The 14,634-nt window shown below is 67.9% G+C and carries 13 protein-coding genes; 6 read left to right on the forward strand and 7 right to left on the reverse strand.

Features of this window, described 5'->3' with window-relative positions; all coding sequences use genetic code 11:
• Nucleotides 1–73: 73 nt before the first annotated feature.
• From ACFXPL_RS06345 to ACFXPL_RS06355, 3 genes are all read right to left on the reverse strand, one after another.
• Nucleotides 74–1,336, reverse strand: a complete 1,263-nt coding sequence (locus ACFXPL_RS06345; RefSeq protein WP_384913357.1) for an MFS transporter — start codon at nucleotides 1,334–1,336, stop codon at nucleotides 74–76.
• Between the two features lie 154 nt (nucleotides 1,337–1,490).
• Nucleotides 1,491–2,573 (reverse strand): inositol-3-phosphate synthase, encoded by a 1,083-nt coding sequence (locus ACFXPL_RS06350; protein ID WP_384913360.1) that lies wholly within the window; start codon nucleotides 2,571–2,573, stop codon nucleotides 1,491–1,493.
• Nucleotides 2,574–2,633: 60 nt separating this feature from the next.
• The gene (locus tag ACFXPL_RS06355; protein ID WP_384913363.1) at nucleotides 2,634–3,344 is read right to left on the reverse strand and encodes a helix-turn-helix transcriptional regulator; all 711 of its coding nucleotides are present in this window, start codon (nucleotides 3,342–3,344) and stop codon (nucleotides 2,634–2,636) included.
• 379 nt (nucleotides 3,345–3,723) lie between these two features.
• Here ACFXPL_RS06355 and ACFXPL_RS06360 point away from each other — a divergent pair, with 379 nt between their 5' ends.
• The gene (locus ACFXPL_RS06360; RefSeq protein WP_384913366.1) at nucleotides 3,724–6,405 is read left to right on the forward strand and encodes a transglycosylase domain-containing protein; all 2,682 of its coding nucleotides are present in this window, start codon (nucleotides 3,724–3,726) and stop codon (nucleotides 6,403–6,405) included.
• A 196-nt stretch (nucleotides 6,406–6,601) separates the two neighbouring features.
• A complete protein-coding gene (locus tag ACFXPL_RS06365; protein ID WP_384913369.1) occupies nucleotides 6,602–8,122 on the forward strand; it encodes a glycosyltransferase family 87 protein in 1,521 nt (506 codons plus the stop codon).
• 126 nt (nucleotides 8,123–8,248) lie between these two features.
• Here the strand turns inward: ACFXPL_RS06365 and ACFXPL_RS06370 are convergent, their stop codons facing one another.
• The 3 genes from ACFXPL_RS06370 to ACFXPL_RS06380 all read right to left on the reverse strand — a co-directional run bounded on the left by ACFXPL_RS06370 (nucleotide 8,249) and on the right by ACFXPL_RS06380 (nucleotide 11,057).
• Nucleotides 8,249–9,280 (reverse strand): alanine racemase, encoded by a 1,032-nt coding sequence (locus ACFXPL_RS06370; RefSeq protein WP_384913372.1) that lies wholly within the window; start codon nucleotides 9,278–9,280, stop codon nucleotides 8,249–8,251.
• 145 nt (nucleotides 9,281–9,425) lie between these two features.
• Nucleotides 9,426–10,544, reverse strand: coding sequence for a lipid II:glycine glycyltransferase FemX (locus ACFXPL_RS06375; protein WP_384913375.1), 1,119 nt, complete (start codon nucleotides 10,542–10,544; stop codon nucleotides 9,426–9,428).
• A 198-nt stretch (nucleotides 10,545–10,742) separates the two neighbouring features.
• Complete coding sequence (locus ACFXPL_RS06380; RefSeq protein WP_384913378.1) at nucleotides 10,743–11,057, reverse strand: hypothetical protein; 315 nt, start codon at nucleotides 11,055–11,057, stop codon at nucleotides 10,743–10,745.
• A 271-nt stretch (nucleotides 11,058–11,328) separates the two neighbouring features.
• Between ACFXPL_RS06380 and rpsF the strand changes: the two genes are divergently transcribed.
• From rpsF to rplI, 4 genes are all read left to right on the forward strand, one after another.
• A complete protein-coding gene (gene rpsF, locus ACFXPL_RS06385) occupies nucleotides 11,329–11,619 on the forward strand; it encodes a 30S ribosomal protein S6 (RefSeq protein ID WP_006604399.1) in 291 nt (96 codons plus the stop codon).
• Between the two features lie 73 nt (nucleotides 11,620–11,692).
• Nucleotides 11,693–12,298, forward strand: coding sequence for a single-stranded DNA-binding protein (locus ACFXPL_RS06390; protein ID WP_384913381.1), 606 nt, complete (start codon nucleotides 11,693–11,695; stop codon nucleotides 12,296–12,298).
• Nucleotides 12,299–12,341: 43 nt separating this feature from the next.
• Nucleotides 12,342–12,578: a 30S ribosomal protein S18 gene (gene rpsR / locus ACFXPL_RS06395; RefSeq protein WP_003967857.1), complete on the forward strand. Its 237-nt coding sequence runs from the start codon at nucleotides 12,342–12,344 to the stop codon at nucleotides 12,576–12,578.
• A gap of 18 nt (nucleotides 12,579–12,596) precedes the next feature.
• Nucleotides 12,597–13,043, forward strand: a complete 447-nt coding sequence (gene rplI, locus ACFXPL_RS06400) for a 50S ribosomal protein L9 (protein ID WP_384913386.1) — start codon at nucleotides 12,597–12,599, stop codon at nucleotides 13,041–13,043.
• 173 nt (nucleotides 13,044–13,216) lie between these two features.
• Here the strand turns inward: rplI and ACFXPL_RS06405 are convergent, their stop codons facing one another.
• The gene (locus ACFXPL_RS06405; RefSeq protein WP_384913389.1) at nucleotides 13,217–14,554 is read right to left on the reverse strand and encodes an MATE family efflux transporter; all 1,338 of its coding nucleotides are present in this window, start codon (nucleotides 14,552–14,554) and stop codon (nucleotides 13,217–13,219) included.
• Nucleotides 14,555–14,634 lie beyond the last annotated feature (80 nt).

Genomic DNA, 14,634 nt, shown 5'->3' on the forward strand with positions numbered 1-14,634 from the left:
GAACTGATCGCGGCGTCCGGGGCATTTTTCACGTGAAACATGCCCCGGACGCGAACCCTCCGGAGGGGGTGTTTCACGTGAAACACCGCCTCCCGCGCGTCAGCCCCACCGCGACGGTCGCGTAGAGAAGCGCGACCATCACCACCAGCGGCGCGGACCGGCCGTCCGGCGGCAGCATCAGCGCGGCCACCCCGGCGGCACTCACGAAGGCGACATTGAACAGAACGTCGTAGAGGGAGAAGACCCGGCCGCGGAAGTCGTCGTCCACCGTCGTCTGCACCACGGTGTCAGTGGCGATCTTCGCGCCCTGGGTGATCAGGCCGAGAAGGAACGCGGCGGCCATCAGCGGTACGGGTGCGAAGGTCAACCCGAGTGCCGGTTCGAGCACGGCCGCCGCAGCGGCGCAGAGCGCCATCCATCCCCGCGCCCCGAGCCGGCCCACCGCCCACGGGGTGAGGAGCGCCGCCGCGAAGAACCCCGCCCCGGAGATTCCGAGGGCGAGCCCGAGCAGCGCCAGGCCGTCGGACTCCCGGTCCGTCCACGCGTAGCGGCAGAGCATCAGCACCATCACCGTCAGCGCCCCGTAGCAGAAGCGCATCACCGTCATGGCGGCCAGCGCGGACGCCGCCGCGCGCCGCTCGGCGAGATGACGCAGTCCGTCGGTGAGCCCCTGCGCGGTGGAGGTGAGCGCGGCTCCCAACCGGGGCCTCGCGGGCGCGTGCTCGGGGCCGAGCAGTTCGCGCGCCAGGAGCAGTGAGGCGAGCGCCGAAGAGATGTAAAGGACAGCGCCCAGCAGCATCACGGCGGCGTCCGAGCCGGACGCGGTCAGCCGTACGACGAGGGCGAGTCCGCCGCCCGCGGTCGCGGCGAGGGTGCCGGCGGTGGGGGAGAGCGAGTTCGCCAGGACGAGGCGCTCGTCGTCGACGACGCGGGGCAGAGCGGCCGAGAGCCCGGCGAGGACGAACCGGTTGACGGCGGTCACGGAGAGCGCCGAGACGTAGAAGAGCCAGTCGGGTACCGACACCAGGATCAGCAGGGCCGTGCACCCGGCCAGGAAGGCGCGCAGCAGGTTCCCGTACAGGAAGACCTGGCGGCGCTGCCAGCGGTCGAGGAGCACTCCGGCGAACGGGCCGACCAGGGAGTAGGGAAGCAGCAGTACGGCCATCGCGGAGGCGATGGCGCCGGGCGAGGTCTGTTTCTCGGGGGAGAAGACGACGTACGCGGCGAGCGCGACCTGGAAGACACCGTCGGCCGCCTGGGAGAGCAGCCGGACCGCGAACAGCCGGCGGAAGTCCCTGAGACGCAGGAGCACGCGCAGATCCCGTACGACAGGCATGTGGGCCAGCGTCACATACGTGCCGGCGGCGCACGGGAGCGGGGCATACGCGAGAGGGGCACCGGACCTGGTGGCCCGGTGCCCCTTCTCGTACGGCCCGTCGCGCGGAGCGCGGCTGCCGCAGTTGCCGTGACTGCCGCGGCTGGTGCGGGTGTTAGTGATCGACCTCGCCGGCGATGAACTTCTCGACGTTCTCGCGCGCCTGGTCGTCGAAGTACTGCACGGGCGGGGACTTCATGAAGTAGGACGAGGCGGAGAGGATCGGGCCGCCGATGCCGCGGTCCTTGGCGATCTTCGCGGCGCGCACGGCGTCGATGATGACACCTGCGGAGTTCGGGGAGTCCCAGACCTCCAGCTTGTACTCCAGGTTCAGCGGGACGTCGCCGAAGGCGCGGCCCTCAAGGCGGACGTAGGCCCACTTGCGGTCGTCGAGCCAGGCCACGTAGTCCGACGGGCCGATGTGCACGTTGTCGGCGCCCAGGTCGCGGTCGGGGATCTGGGAGGTGACGGCCTGCGTCTTGGAGATCTTCTTGGACTCCAGGCGCTCGCGCTCCAGCATGTTCTTGAAGTCCATGTTGCCGCCGACGTTGAGCTGCATCGTGCGGTCCAGGACGACGCCCCGGTCCTCGAAGAGCTTCGCCATGACGCGGTGTGTGATCGTGGCGCCGACCTGCGACTTGATGTCGTCACCGATGATCGGGACACCGGCCTCGGTGAACTTGTCCGCCCACTCCTTCGTGCCGGCGATGAAGACCGGGAGGGCATTGACGAAGGCGACCTTGGCGTCGATGGCGCACTGCGCGTAGTACTTCGCGGCGGCCTCGGAGCCCACGGGCAGGTAGCAGACCAGGACGTCGACCTGCTTGTCCTTGAGGGTCTGGACGATGTCCGCGGGGGCCTCGGGGGACTCCTCGATCGTCTGGCGGTAGTACTTGCCCAGACCGTCGAGGGTGTGACCACGCTGGACGGTGACGCCCGCCGAGGGCACGTCACAGATCTTGATGGTGTTGTTCTCGCTGGCACCGATGGCGTCCGAGAGGTCGAGGCCGACCTTCTTCGCGTCCACGTCGAACGCGGCCACGAACTCGATGTCCCGTACGTGGTAATCGCCGAACTGGACGTGCATCAGACCCGGTACCTTGCCCGCCGGGTCGGCGTCCTTGTAGTACTCGACACCCTGCACCAGCGAGGCGGCGCAGTTGCCCACACCGACGATGGCTACGCGAACCGAACCCATTGCGGTTGCTCCCTGTGTGATCTCAGCGTTCGTGATGAAACCTTGCGGAGGTGCAAGGCCTCACTTGGTGGGGTCCGCGGACGGATCCGGCGGTCCTGGACGTCCCGGGGGCGTACCCCCGGGAGACGCGGCGTCCCGGTGCCGGGGCAGGCCGTCCGCTTCTCCGGCTTCCTGCTCGGCGGGTTCCTCGGGGCCGGACCGCATCTGATCCCGCCCCGACCGCTCACTCTCGATCAGCTCGTTCAGCCAGCGCACCTCGCGCTCCACGGACTCCATGCCGTGGCGCTGCAGCTCCAGCGTGTAGTCGTCGAGCCGCTCACGGGTCCGGGCCAGAGAGGCGCGCATCTTCTCCAGACGCTCCTCCAGCCTGCTCCGGCGGCCCTCCAGCACCCGCATGCGCACATCGCGCTCCGTCTGCCCGAAGAAGGCGAACCGAGCAGCGAAGTGCTCGTCCTCCCAGGCATCGGGACCGGTGTGCGACAGCAGCTCCTCGAAGTGCTCCTTGCCGTCGGCCGTCAGCCGATAAACGATCTTGGCCCGGCGCCCCGCGAGCGAGGCGGCGAGCGCGTCCTCCGGGGCACTGCCCGGTTCCTCGATCAACCAGCCGTTGGCAACCAGCGTCTTGAGGCACGGGTAGAGCGTTCCGTAACTGAAAGCACGGAAGATACCCAGCGAGGTGTTGAGCCGTTTCCGCAGCTCATAGCCGTGCATGGGGGACTCGCGGAGCAGGCCGAGGACGGCGAACTCAAGGATGCCCGAGCGTCTGCTCACCCTCGCCTCCTCCACGGTCCAGGACCCGTCCCGGACTCTTATTCCGAACCGATGTATCGACTCGATACATCCCGACGATAGATCGGAGAGGCGGTGGCGACAAGGGTGGCTTTAGTGAACGGCGTCACATCCCCGATTCTCATGATGCAACTTGCCTGATTTAGGGTGAACTTCAGCTCTCGGAGGGTTTTGACCGTGCGTAGTCTGTGCGGCATGCAGACCACCGGGATCCCAGCGACGTCCAGGGACGTCAGCACTGTCGGTTCGCCGGATGCATGTCGGATGAGCCCTATGCCGGGCCGGTCCGTATTCATTTCGGGGGACCGGAACCCAACTGCCGCTTCCAGGCGTACGCGCCTGCCCGAGGAGTAGTCGTTCGATGAGCGAGCACCGTCGTAAAATGCCGCAGCCACCAGGTGACGGCCGTGCCGCGTCCAGGCGTGCGGCCCAGCAGCCGTCCGGTCGCCGTGCAGCCCCGTCGCGGGAGACCACGGTCTCCCATGCCGAGGGGTACGAGGAAGAGCCCGTCTACGGAGGGCGTGCCGAGGCCAGACGCGCGGCCCAGCGCGGCGGACGCCGCCGCGGGGCCGACGGCGGTGGCGCGGGCCCCGGCGGAGGCGGCGGCGGCCGACGCGGAGGCGGCGGGGACGACGGGCACGGCGAGCCGCGCAAGAAGCGGTTCATCGACTACCCGCGGTACAACAAGTACGGCTGGCGCCGCTGGGTGCCGTCCTGGAAGCAGACCACCGGGCTCTCCATCGCCTTCGTCGGATCCGTCCTGGCCGCCGGGACCATCGCGTACGCCATGGTCGAGGTCCCTGACGAGCAGAAGGCGTCGCTGGCCCAGAAGAACGTCTACTACTGGGACGACAACACTCAGATGGCCTCCGCCGACGGTGCGATCAATCGGCAGATCATCGACATCTCCGAGATTCCCAGGGCGATGCAGAACGCGGTCGTCTCGGCGGAGAACAAGTCCTTCTACGACGACCCCGGTGTCGACTTCATGGGCATGGGCCGCGCCGTGTTCAACATGGCCATGGGCGGCGACACGCAGGGTGGCTCCACCATCACCCAGCAGTACGTCAAGAACGCCCGGCTGGGTGACCAGAGCCAGACCTTCAGCCGCAAGTTCAAGGAACTCTTCATCGCCATGCGGGTCGGCACCGACATGGACAAAGACAAGATCATGCAGGGGTACCTGAACACGTCGTACTACGGACGCGGCGCCTGGGGCATCCAGGCCGCCTCCCGTACGTACTACGGCAAGGACGCCAAGGACCTCAACGCGAGCGAGTGCGCCTTCCTCGCCTCGCTGCTCAAGGGCGCGACCCTCTACGACCCGGCCGGCGCCACCGAGCTCAACCCGAACGCCACCCCCGAGGGCAACACGCGGCGCGCCAAGATCCGTTGGGAGTCGATCCTCAACGGCATGGTGAAGGACAAGCGGCTCGACGCGTCCGAGCGCGCCAGGTACACCGAGTTCCCGATGCCCGACCCGCCGAAGAAGTCCGACGAACTCGGCGGTCAGGTCGGGTACCTGGTCGACCTCGCCAAGGCGAACTTCATCAACAACAACGACCGGGGCATCACGGCGGACGACCTCAACGCGGGCGGTTACGAGATCCACACGACCTTCAACAAGAAGAGGGTCGACATGCTGGAGAAGTCGGTCAAGAAGATCTACGACGCCAACATCGACCCCAAGAAGCGTCCCGACAAGGACACGCACGTCCAGTTCGGTGGCGCCTCGGTCGAGCCGTCCAGCGGAAAGATCATCGCCATCTACGGCGGTGAGGATGCCACCAAGCACTTCACCAACAACGCCGACCAGACCGGCGCCCAGGTCGGATCGACCTTCAAGCCGTTCGTCCTCGCCGCGGCCATGGAACACGGCAAGCGCGACCCCGGTCTCTCCGAGCAGCAGACCGACGAGCAGCGCACCCCGGTCTCGCCCGACAAGGCCATCTACAACGGCGACAACAAGCTGAAGATCAAGAACTACGACGGCTCGATCTGGACCAACGAAGAGGACAAGGAGTGGCTCCAGACCAACGACGGCGGCGAGAACTTCGGCGACATCAACCTGCGTAAGGCAATGAAGAGGTCCGCCAACTCGCCCTTCGTTCAGCTCGGCATGGACGTCGGCATCGACCAGGTGCGCCAGGCGGCCATCAACGCCGGTCTGCGCCCCGACTCGCTCAGCAAGTCCAATGTGCCCTCGTTCTCGCTCGGCATCTCCGACCCCAGCGCCATCCGGATGGCCGGCTCCTACGCCACCTTCGCCGCCAGCGGCAAGCAGCGCGACCCGTACTCCGTCGACAGGGTGCTGAAGGAGGGCAAGGTCATCTACCAGCACAAGGCGACGGCGACGAACGCCTTCCCCTCCAATGTCGCGGACAACGTCACCGACGTGCTGAAGGAAGTCGTGAAGGACGGCGGTACGGGAAGCAGCGCACAGCTTCCCGGCCGTGAGGTCGCCGGCAAGACCGGTACCACCGACGGCAACAAGTCGGCCTGGTTCGTGGGCTACACCCCGCAGCTCTCCACGGCCATCGACATGTACCGGATGGACGACGACGCGAAGAACACCAAGCGTCAGTTCGAGAAGATGTTCGGCACGGGAGGCCAGGCGAAGATCCACGGCGCCTCGTTCCCCGCCGACATCTGGCAGGACTACATGGCGCAGGCGCTCAAGGGGAAGCCCATCGAGAAGTTCCCCAAGCCCGAGCCCATCGGCGAGGCGGTCTACGGAGGCGGCGCCGCGTCCCCGACCCCGACCCCGTCCGACAGCCCGTCCGCGTCGCTGTCCGACAGCCCGTCGCCGACCGTGAGCGAGAGCGAGAGCAAGGAGACGCCGTCGCAGACCCCCTCCAGCTCCGGCGAGACCTGCAACAACATCTTCGGCTGCGCCAACCAGGGCAACAGCAACCAGGGGAACGGCAACCAGGGCAACGGCAACGGCGGCCCCGGCGGAGGGGGCGGCGACGACGAAACCACCTCGCCCACGCCCACCAGCGAGGAGTCCGACGACGGGGGAGGCGGAGGAATCTTCGGCTGACACGCCGGACACCTCCGGCCCCCGAAACCGCCGCAGGCCGCCGCACAGGCCGCCTTCCCGGGCCGAGGGGCCGCCCGCTCCACCAGTGAGGGCCGTCGCACCGGACCCGTACGGACACCCGTACGGACGGTGCGGCGGCCCTCGCCCTGTCCACAGCCCCGCCCCGCCCACAGCGGCATACGGCAGGATGGACGCCATGCCGAGCGCAGAAGAGGAAACCGTGCACCATGACCCGCCGGACGTCGCGCCCACCCGGCGGGACGAGATCGCCGCGGCCGGCAGCGAGCTGATCGGCGGACCGGCCGGACGCTGGGCCTGGCCGGGCAGTGGCCGGCTCTCCCCCGTACGCGCCGTCGCACTGGTGGCGATCGGCATGTTCGCACTCGGCATGGTGCAGAAGATGCCCTGCTACAACTGGGCCTGGTTCCGCGGAGCCAGCTCCCAGTACACCCACGCCTGCTACTCGGACATCCCGCACCTCTTCATCGGGCGCGGCTTCGCCGACAACCTCGTGCCGTACTTCGACCGGCTCAGCGGCGACATGCAGTACCTGGAGTACCCCGTCCTGACCGGCCTCTTCATGGAGGTGGCCTCCTGGCTCACCCCCGGCGGCTCCCTCCAGTACCGCGAGCAGATGTACTGGATGGTCAACGCGGGCATGCTCATGATCTGCGCCGCTGTCATCGCCGTCTGCGTCGCCCGCACCCACCGCCGCCGCCCCTGGGACGCCCTCCTGGTCGCCCTGGCGCCCGCCCTCGCCCTCACCGCCACCATCAACTGGGACCTGCTGGCCGTCGCCCTCACCGCCGCCGCCATGCTGATGTGGTCCCGCGGGCGGGCCCTCGCCTTCGGCATCCTCATCGGGCTCGCCACCGCCGCCAAGCTCTACCCCGCACTCCTGCTGGGGCCCCTGCTCGTCCTGTGCTGGCGCGCCGGCCGCTACCGCGCGTACGGCACGGCCCTCCTGGGAGCCGCCACCTCCTGGCTGGCGGTGAACCTGCCCGTGATGCTGCTGGCCCCCGAGGGCTGGAAGAAGTTCTACACCTTCAGCCAGGAACGGCAGATCGACTTCGGCTCCTTCTGGCTGATCATCACCCAGCGCACCGGCCGGTCCATCGACGTCAGCACTGTCAACACGTACGCCATGATCCTCATGGTGCTGGCCTGCGCGGGCATCGCCGCCCTCGCCCTCACCGCGCCCCGCCGGCCGCGCTTCGCCCAGCTCGCCTTCCTCGTCGTCGCCGCGTTCATCCTCACCAACAAGGTCTACTCGCCGCAGTACGTCCTCTGGCTCATCCCGCTCGCCGCCCTGGCCCGCCCCCGCTGGCGCGACTTCCTGGTCTGGCAGGCGTGCGAGGTCATGTACTACCTCGGCATCTGGATGTACCTCGCGTACACGACCAGCGGTGACGCCCACAAGGGACTGCCCACCGAGGGCTACCAGCTCGCCATCGCCCTGCACCTGCTCGGCACGCTCTACCTGTGTGCCCTGGTCGTACGGGACATCCTCCTGCCCGAACGGGACGGCGTACGCACCGACGGCACCGACGACCCCTCCGGTGGCGTTCTGGACGGCGCGGAGGACCGCTTCGTGCTCGGCAGGGCCGCACCGGAGCCCGCCGGTACGCCCGCCACCCACTTCGGCGGCGTCAGGCTCGAATGGGGGGTCCGCAAGGGCCTGCCGCCCGCGCAGGAGCGATCACCCGACTTCGGCTGACCACCCCGGACCTCCGGGAAACGGCTGAAGGCTCCCCTCGCGCGCGGACGCGGGGGGAGCCTTCGGAGTTACGGACGCCACTCTGCCGGCCCGGCAGAGTGGCGGCACGGCGGGAGTGCCGGCGTGTCAGCGGTCCACGAGCCGGTCGAACTGCGTCGTCGTATGGCGCAGATGCGCCACCAGCTCGTCCCCGACCCTCGGCTCCTGCGCGTCCGACGGCACGAACAGGATCGACACCTGCATGTGCGGCGGCTCCGCGAACCAGCGCTGTTTGCCGTCCCAGACGAACGGCGAAAGATTCCGGTTCACCGTCGCCAGACCCGCCCGCGCGACCCCCTTCGCCCGCGGCATCACCCCGTGCAGCGCCTTCGGGGCCTCCAGCCCCACACCGTGGGACGTACCGCCCGCCACGACCACCAGCCAGCCGTCAGAGGCGGCCTTCTGCTGCCGGTAACCGAACCGGTCGTTCTTGGCGACCCGTGTCACGTCCAGCACCGAACCCCGGTACTCGGTCGCCTCGTGGTCACCCAGCCACAGCCGTGTGCCGATCCGCGCCCGGAACCGGGTCTGCGGGAACTGCTGCTGGAGCCGCGCCAGCTCGGACGCGGCGAGATGGCTCACGAACATCGTGTGCAGCGGAAGCCGCGCCGCGCGCAGCCGGTCCATCCACGCGATGACTTCCTCGACCGCGTCGGAACCGTCCGTACGGTCCAGCGGAAGGTGCAGGGCGAAGCCCTCCAGCCGCACGTCCTCTATGGCGGCGTGGAGCTGGCCCAGCTCCTCCTCCTTCACCCCGTGCCGCTTCATCGAGCTCATGCACTCGATGACGACCCGGGCGCCCACCAGGGCGTACACGCCGTCGACGGACGACACCGAGCGCACCACCCGGTCCGGCAGCGGCACCGGCTCCTCGCCCCGCCGGAACGGAGTGAGCACCAGCAGATCACCGCTGAACCAGTCCTTTATGCGCGCGGCCTCATAAATCGTGCCCACAGCCAGCATGTCGGAACCGAAACGCGTGGTCTCGTCGGAGAGCCGTTCATGACTGAAGCCGTACCCATTGCCCTTGCAGACCGGGACAAGCCCCGGGAACTGCTCGATGACCGACTTCTGGTGCGCCCGCCAGCGCGCGGTGTCGACGTAGAGGGAGAGCGCCATTGCCGGTCCGGAACCTTTCTCTCGGCTGCGGTGTATCAGAGTGCTGCGTTGTATAAGAATATGAATTGCTTGCGGATCGGGACGGCCTTACCGAAAGGATCCACCCCGTGCCGCCGCCGGAAACCTCCGGCGGCCCGCCAATCGGTCAGCGGCGCGACATGTACATGTCCAGCGCCTTGTGGAGCAGCTTGTTCAGCGGGAAATCCCACTCGCCGATGTACTCGACGGCCTCGCCACCCGTACCCACCTTGAACTGAATCAGGCCGAAAAGGTGATCGGTCTCGTCGAGTGAATCGGAGATACCCCGGAGGTCGTACACCGTCGCACCCATGGCATACGCGTCGCGCAGCATCCGCCACTGCATCGCGTTCGAAGGCCGCACCTCGCGCTTGTGATTCGCCGAAGCGCCGTACGAATACCAGACATGACCACCGACGATCAGCATCGTCGCCGCCGCCACGTTCTCACCCTCATGACGCGCGAAATACAACCGCATCCGATTCGGGTCCTCGGCGTTCAGCACACTCCACATACGCTCGAAGTACGACAACGGTCGCGGCCGGAAATGATCCCGCTCCGCCGTGATCTCGTACAACCGCTGCCACTCCGCGAGATCCCCGTAACTCCCCTGCACCACATCGACGCCGGCCTTCTCGGCCTTCTTGATGTTACGCCGCCAAAGCTGATTGAAACCCTTCAGCACGTCATCCAGGGAACGATTGGCCAAAGGCACTTGGAAGACATAACGCGGCTGGACGTCACCGAAACCCGCGCCGCCGTCCTCCCCCTGCTGCCACCCCATCTTGCGCAGCCGGTCCGACACCTCGAAAGCGCGCGGCTCGATGTGCGACGCCTCGACATCACGCAGCCGCTTCACATCCGGATCCTGAATACCCGACTTGATCGCCGTCGCATTCCACCGCCGGATCACCACCGGAGGCCCCATCTTCACCGAGAAAGCACCCTGATGCTTCAGATGCGCCAGCATCGGCTGCATCCACTCGTCCAGATTCGGCGCATACCAATTCAGCACCGGCCCCTCGGGCAGATACGCCAGATAGCGCTTGATCTTCGGCAACTGGCGGTACAGCACCAGCCCCGCACCGACCAGCTCATCGTTCTTGTCGAACCAGCCCAGGTTCTCGGAGCGCCACTCCGTCTTCACATCAGCCCACGCCGGGACCTGGCAATGACTCGCCGCGGGCAGGCTCTGGATATACGCCAGATGCTGCTCACGGCTGATGGTCCTCAGGGTCAGACTCATACGGGGCGCTCCTCGGCAGGTGTGTCCCCATCGATACAGGGGCTCCGGCTCTCGCGCCGAAGCCTACTGCGCCGATGGAGCGCCCCGTCTGGCCGTCGGGCGAGCCGACGGGGATGTCCGGGGCCCGACCCGCTGGACGGGCCCCGGCGCCGCTCGTCCGGATCGCGCGGGATGCACGCCGGATCCGAGCGGGCGGCTCTAACCGATCACCCCGCCGAACAGGCCGCCGTGCGCCATGCCGAGGAAGAAGCCGACCGCCGAGGCGCCCAGCCCGATGATGATCAGGAACCGCTCGCGTGTCGTCACGGAGACGAACTGCCCGTACGCACCCGTCAGGATCCCCACCAGCCCCGCCCACGAACTGATCAGATGCAACTGGTGGAAGAACGCCGTGACGAACGCGAGAAGCCCCAGTGCCAGCGTCACCACCATCAGCGTGTCCTGAAGCGGATGGGACTTCCCGTCCGTCGAGAAAAGGGACGTGGAGGGGTTCGGTCGCATTGCCTGTGCCATCTGGCACCTCCTGGCCTTGCCGGAGGCGGCGCATCGTAGCGCCGCGCACACCCGATGTGTACAGATTGCGCCCGCAGCCAGCAGGATTTCAACAGGAAGCCACCATGCGGGTAGTCTGTACGGTCTGCACCGGTGTCTGCCCTGGCCAGAACGCGATCCCCTCGTCCGACGAGCCGGATTGTCAGTGGCGGCCGATACCGTTGCTCACGCATCACGACCCTCCTGCCACGGAACGACCGTGGCCGCTGAGTCCAAAGGAGGTGGGTTCCACATGCGTCACTACGAGGTGATGGTCATCCTCGACCCCGATCTCGAGGAGCGCGCTGTCTCCCCGCTGATCGAGAACTTCCTCTCCGTCGTCCGTGAGGGCAACGGAAAGGTTGAGAAGGTCGACACCTGGGGCCGTCGTCGTCTCTCTTACGAGATCAAGAAGAAGCCCGAGGGCATCTACTCGGTCATCGACCTCCAGGCCGAGCCTGCGGTCGTCAAGGAGCTCGACCGACAGATGAACCTGAACGAGTCGGTCCTCCGGACCAAGGTCCTCCGCCCCGAGACCCACTGAGCCACCGGCTCAGCGTCATCGGGTCCGAGTAGCAGCAAGCAGCCAGAAGCAATCCCCGCCGAGAGGTTCACCCATGGCAGGCGAGACCGTCATCACGGTCGTCGGCAATCTCGTCGACGACCCCGAGCTGCGCTTCACCCCGTCCGGTGCGGCGGTCGCGAAGTTCCGCGTCGCGTCCACTCCCCGCACCTTCGACCGGCAGACCAATGAGTGGAAGGACGGCGAAAGCCTGTTCCTCACCTGCTCGGTCTGGCGGCAGGCGGCGGAGAACGTCGCCGAGTCGCTCCAGCGCGGCATGCGCGTCGTCGTGCAGGGCCGGCTGAAGCAGCGGTCCTACGACGACCGCGAGGGCGTCAAGCGCACGGTCTACGAGCTGGATGTCGAGGAAGTCGGCCCCAGCCTGAAGAACGCCACGGCCAAGGTCACCAAGACCACCGGTCGCGGTGGCCAGGGTGGCTACGGCGGCGGCGGCCAGCAGGGCGGCGGCGGAAACTGGGGCGGCGGCCCCGGTGGTGGTGGCCAGCAGGGCGGCGGCGGTGCTCCCGCCGACGACCCGTGGGCGACCAGCGCGCCGGCCGGCGGCCAGCAGCCGCAGAGCGGCGGGGGCAGCGGTGGCAGCTGGGGCGGAAGCTCCGGCGGAAGCTCCGGCGGCGGCTACTCGGACGAGCCGCCCTTCTAAGGGCGGCTCGTACCCCACTTCTTGATCACACAGGAGAAACACCATGGCGAAGCCGCCTGTGCGCAAGCCTAAGAAGAAGGTCTGCGCATTCTGCAAGGACAAGACCCAGTACGTGGACTACAAGGACACGAACATGCTGCGGAAGTTCATTTCCGACCGTGGCAAGATCCGTGCCCGCCGCGTCACCGGCAACTGCACTCAGCACCAGCGTGACGTCGCCACGGCAGTCAAGAACAGCCGTGAGATGGCGCTGCTGCCCTACACGTCCACCGCGCGATAAAGGGAGGGTGACCGAATCATGAAGATCATCCTCACTCACGAGGTCTCCGGCCTCGGCGCCGCCGGCGACGTCGTCGACGTCAAGGACGGCTACGCTCGCAACTACCTGGTCCCGCGCGGTTTCGCGATCCGCTGGACCAAGGGCGGCGAGAAGGACGTGGCGCAGATCCGCCGCGCCCGCAAGATCCACGAGATCGCGACCATCGAGCAGGCCAACGAGATCAAGGCCCGCCTCGAAGGCGTGAAGGTGAGTCTGGCCGTTCGCTCCGGCGACGCCGGCCGCCTCTTCGGCTCCGTCACCCCGGCCGACCTCGCCTCGGCGATCAAGTCCGCCGGTGGCCCGGAGGTCGACAAGCGCCGCATCGAGCTCGGTTCGCCGATCAAGACCCTGGGCTCGCACCAGGTGTCTGTGCGTCTGCACCCCGAGGTCGCCGCGAAGCTCGGCATCGAGGTCGTCGCCGCCTAGGCGACACGCTCAGCAGAGCAAGCAGGAAGAGGGCCGTATCCCCACCGGGATGCGGCCCTCTTCCCTGTCACCACGGCTTGGTCTCCACGACCACGTTTCACGTGAAACGGGCACACCGGGTGTTTCACGTGAAACGGCAACTCGGGACATGGGTGTGTCAGTGTGGCTGCACGTCAGCGCGTGGCGCCGGTGACCAGCCACTGACCCGAACGGGACCGCAGCCAGAGAGTCAACATGCGGACCGCCATCATCAGCCCCATCGCCCACCAGAGTGCCGTCAACCCGCCCCCCAGAACCGGCACCAGCAGAGCGACCGGTGCGAAGACCACCAACGTCACCAACATGGCCCCGGCGAGATACGGACCGTCCCCCGCGCCCATCAGCACACCGTCCAGCACGAAGACGATCCCCGCGAGCGGCTGCGTCACCGCCACCACCAGCAGAGCCGGCAACAGCGTCTCCCGCACCACCGGGTCCCCCGTGAACAGCGGAATGAACAATGGGCGCGCGACCACGATCAGCACGCCCAGCAGCACACCTGACGCGATCCCCCACTGCACCATGCGCCGGCACACCTCCCGGGCCCCCTTGATGTCCCCCGCGCCGAGATAGCGGCCGATGATGGCCTGCCCCGCGATGGCGATCGCGTCGAGCGCGAAAGCCATCAGACTCCACAGCGACAGAAGGATCTGATGCGCGGCGATGTCCGCGTCCCCCAGTCGCGCGGCGACCGCCGTGGCGATCATCAGAACCGCCCGCAGCGAGAGCGTACGGACCAGCAGCGGCGCACCGGCCCGCGCGCTGGCCCGTATCCCCGCCGCGTCGGGCCGCAACGACGCGCCGTGCCGACGCGCCCCTCGCACGACGACGACCAGGTAGACGGCGGCCATGGCGCACTGGGCGATCACCGTGCCCCAGGCGGAGCCGGCGATGCCGAGGCCGGCGCCGTAGACGAGTGCGACATTGAGCGCCGCGTTGGCGCCGAACCCGCCGATGGCGACGTACAGCGGCGTACGCGTGTCCTGGAGCCCGCGCAGCACGCCGGTGGCGGCCAGAACCACCAGCATGGCCGGGATGCCGAGGCTGGAGATCCGCAGATAGGTGATGGCGTACGGAGCGGCGGTGTCCGACGCGCCGAAGAGGCCGACGAGCCACGGCGCGGTGGGCAGGGCCACCGCGACGACGACGGCGCCGAGCAGCAGAGCCAGCCAGATGCCGTCCATGCCCTGGCGGATGGCGGCCGGGAGATCGCCCGAGCCGACCCGCCGGGCGACGGCCGCGGTGGTGGCGTAGGCGAGAAAGACGAAGACGGAGACGGCGGTTGTCAGCAGGGCCGCCGCGATGCCCAGTCCGGCGAGTTGGGGAGTGCCGAGATGGCCGACGACCGCGCTGTCGAACATCACGAAGAGCGGCTCGGCCACGAGGGCGCCGAAGGCCGGAACGGCAAGTGCGACGATCTCGCGATCGTGCCGTCGCCGTCCTGTCCTGGATGCCGAAGGGGCCTGTGTCATGCGGTCAACCTAATCTTCCACAGGTAAGTGATGCAAGAGTGGTGTGATCCTTACTTTCGACGTCGATGAAGGATCGGTTG

This window comes from Streptomyces sp. NPDC059092 (assembly GCF_042756365.1).
Taxonomy (GTDB): domain Bacteria; phylum Actinomycetota; class Actinomycetes; order Streptomycetales; family Streptomycetaceae; genus Streptomyces.

What these genes read in the sequence shown, in the direction of transcription:
- ACFXPL_RS06345 (WP_384913357.1), bottom strand. Translation starts at nt 1,336, where the DNA reads ATGCCTGTCGTACGGGATCTGCGCGTGCTCCTGCGTCTCAGGGACTTC.
- ACFXPL_RS06350 (WP_384913360.1), bottom strand. Translation starts at nt 2,573, where the DNA reads ATGGGTTCGGTTCGCGTAGCCATCGTCGGTGTGGGCAACTGCGCCGCC.
- ACFXPL_RS06360 (WP_384913366.1), top strand. Translation starts at nt 3,724, where the DNA reads ATGAGCGAGCACCGTCGTAAAATGCCGCAGCCACCAGGTGACGGCCGT.
- ACFXPL_RS06365 (WP_384913369.1), top strand. Translation starts at nt 6,602, where the DNA reads ATGCCGAGCGCAGAAGAGGAAACCGTGCACCATGACCCGCCGGACGTC.
- ACFXPL_RS06370 (WP_384913372.1), bottom strand. Translation starts at nt 9,280, where the DNA reads ATGGCGCTCTCCCTCTACGTCGACACCGCGCGCTGGCGGGCGCACCAG.
- ACFXPL_RS06375 (WP_384913375.1), bottom strand. Translation starts at nt 10,544, where the DNA reads ATGAGTCTGACCCTGAGGACCATCAGCCGTGAGCAGCATCTGGCGTAT.
- ACFXPL_RS06380 (WP_384913378.1), bottom strand. Translation starts at nt 11,057, where the DNA reads ATGGCACAGGCAATGCGACCGAACCCCTCCACGTCCCTTTTCTCGACG.
- rpsF (WP_006604399.1), top strand. Translation starts at nt 11,329, where the DNA reads ATGCGTCACTACGAGGTGATGGTCATCCTCGACCCCGATCTCGAGGAG.
- ACFXPL_RS06390 (WP_384913381.1), top strand. Translation starts at nt 11,693, where the DNA reads ATGGCAGGCGAGACCGTCATCACGGTCGTCGGCAATCTCGTCGACGAC.
- rpsR (WP_003967857.1), top strand. Translation starts at nt 12,342, where the DNA reads ATGGCGAAGCCGCCTGTGCGCAAGCCTAAGAAGAAGGTCTGCGCATTC.
- rplI (WP_384913386.1), top strand. Translation starts at nt 12,597, where the DNA reads ATGAAGATCATCCTCACTCACGAGGTCTCCGGCCTCGGCGCCGCCGGC.
- ACFXPL_RS06405 (WP_384913389.1), bottom strand. Translation starts at nt 14,554, where the DNA reads ATGACACAGGCCCCTTCGGCATCCAGGACAGGACGGCGACGGCACGAT.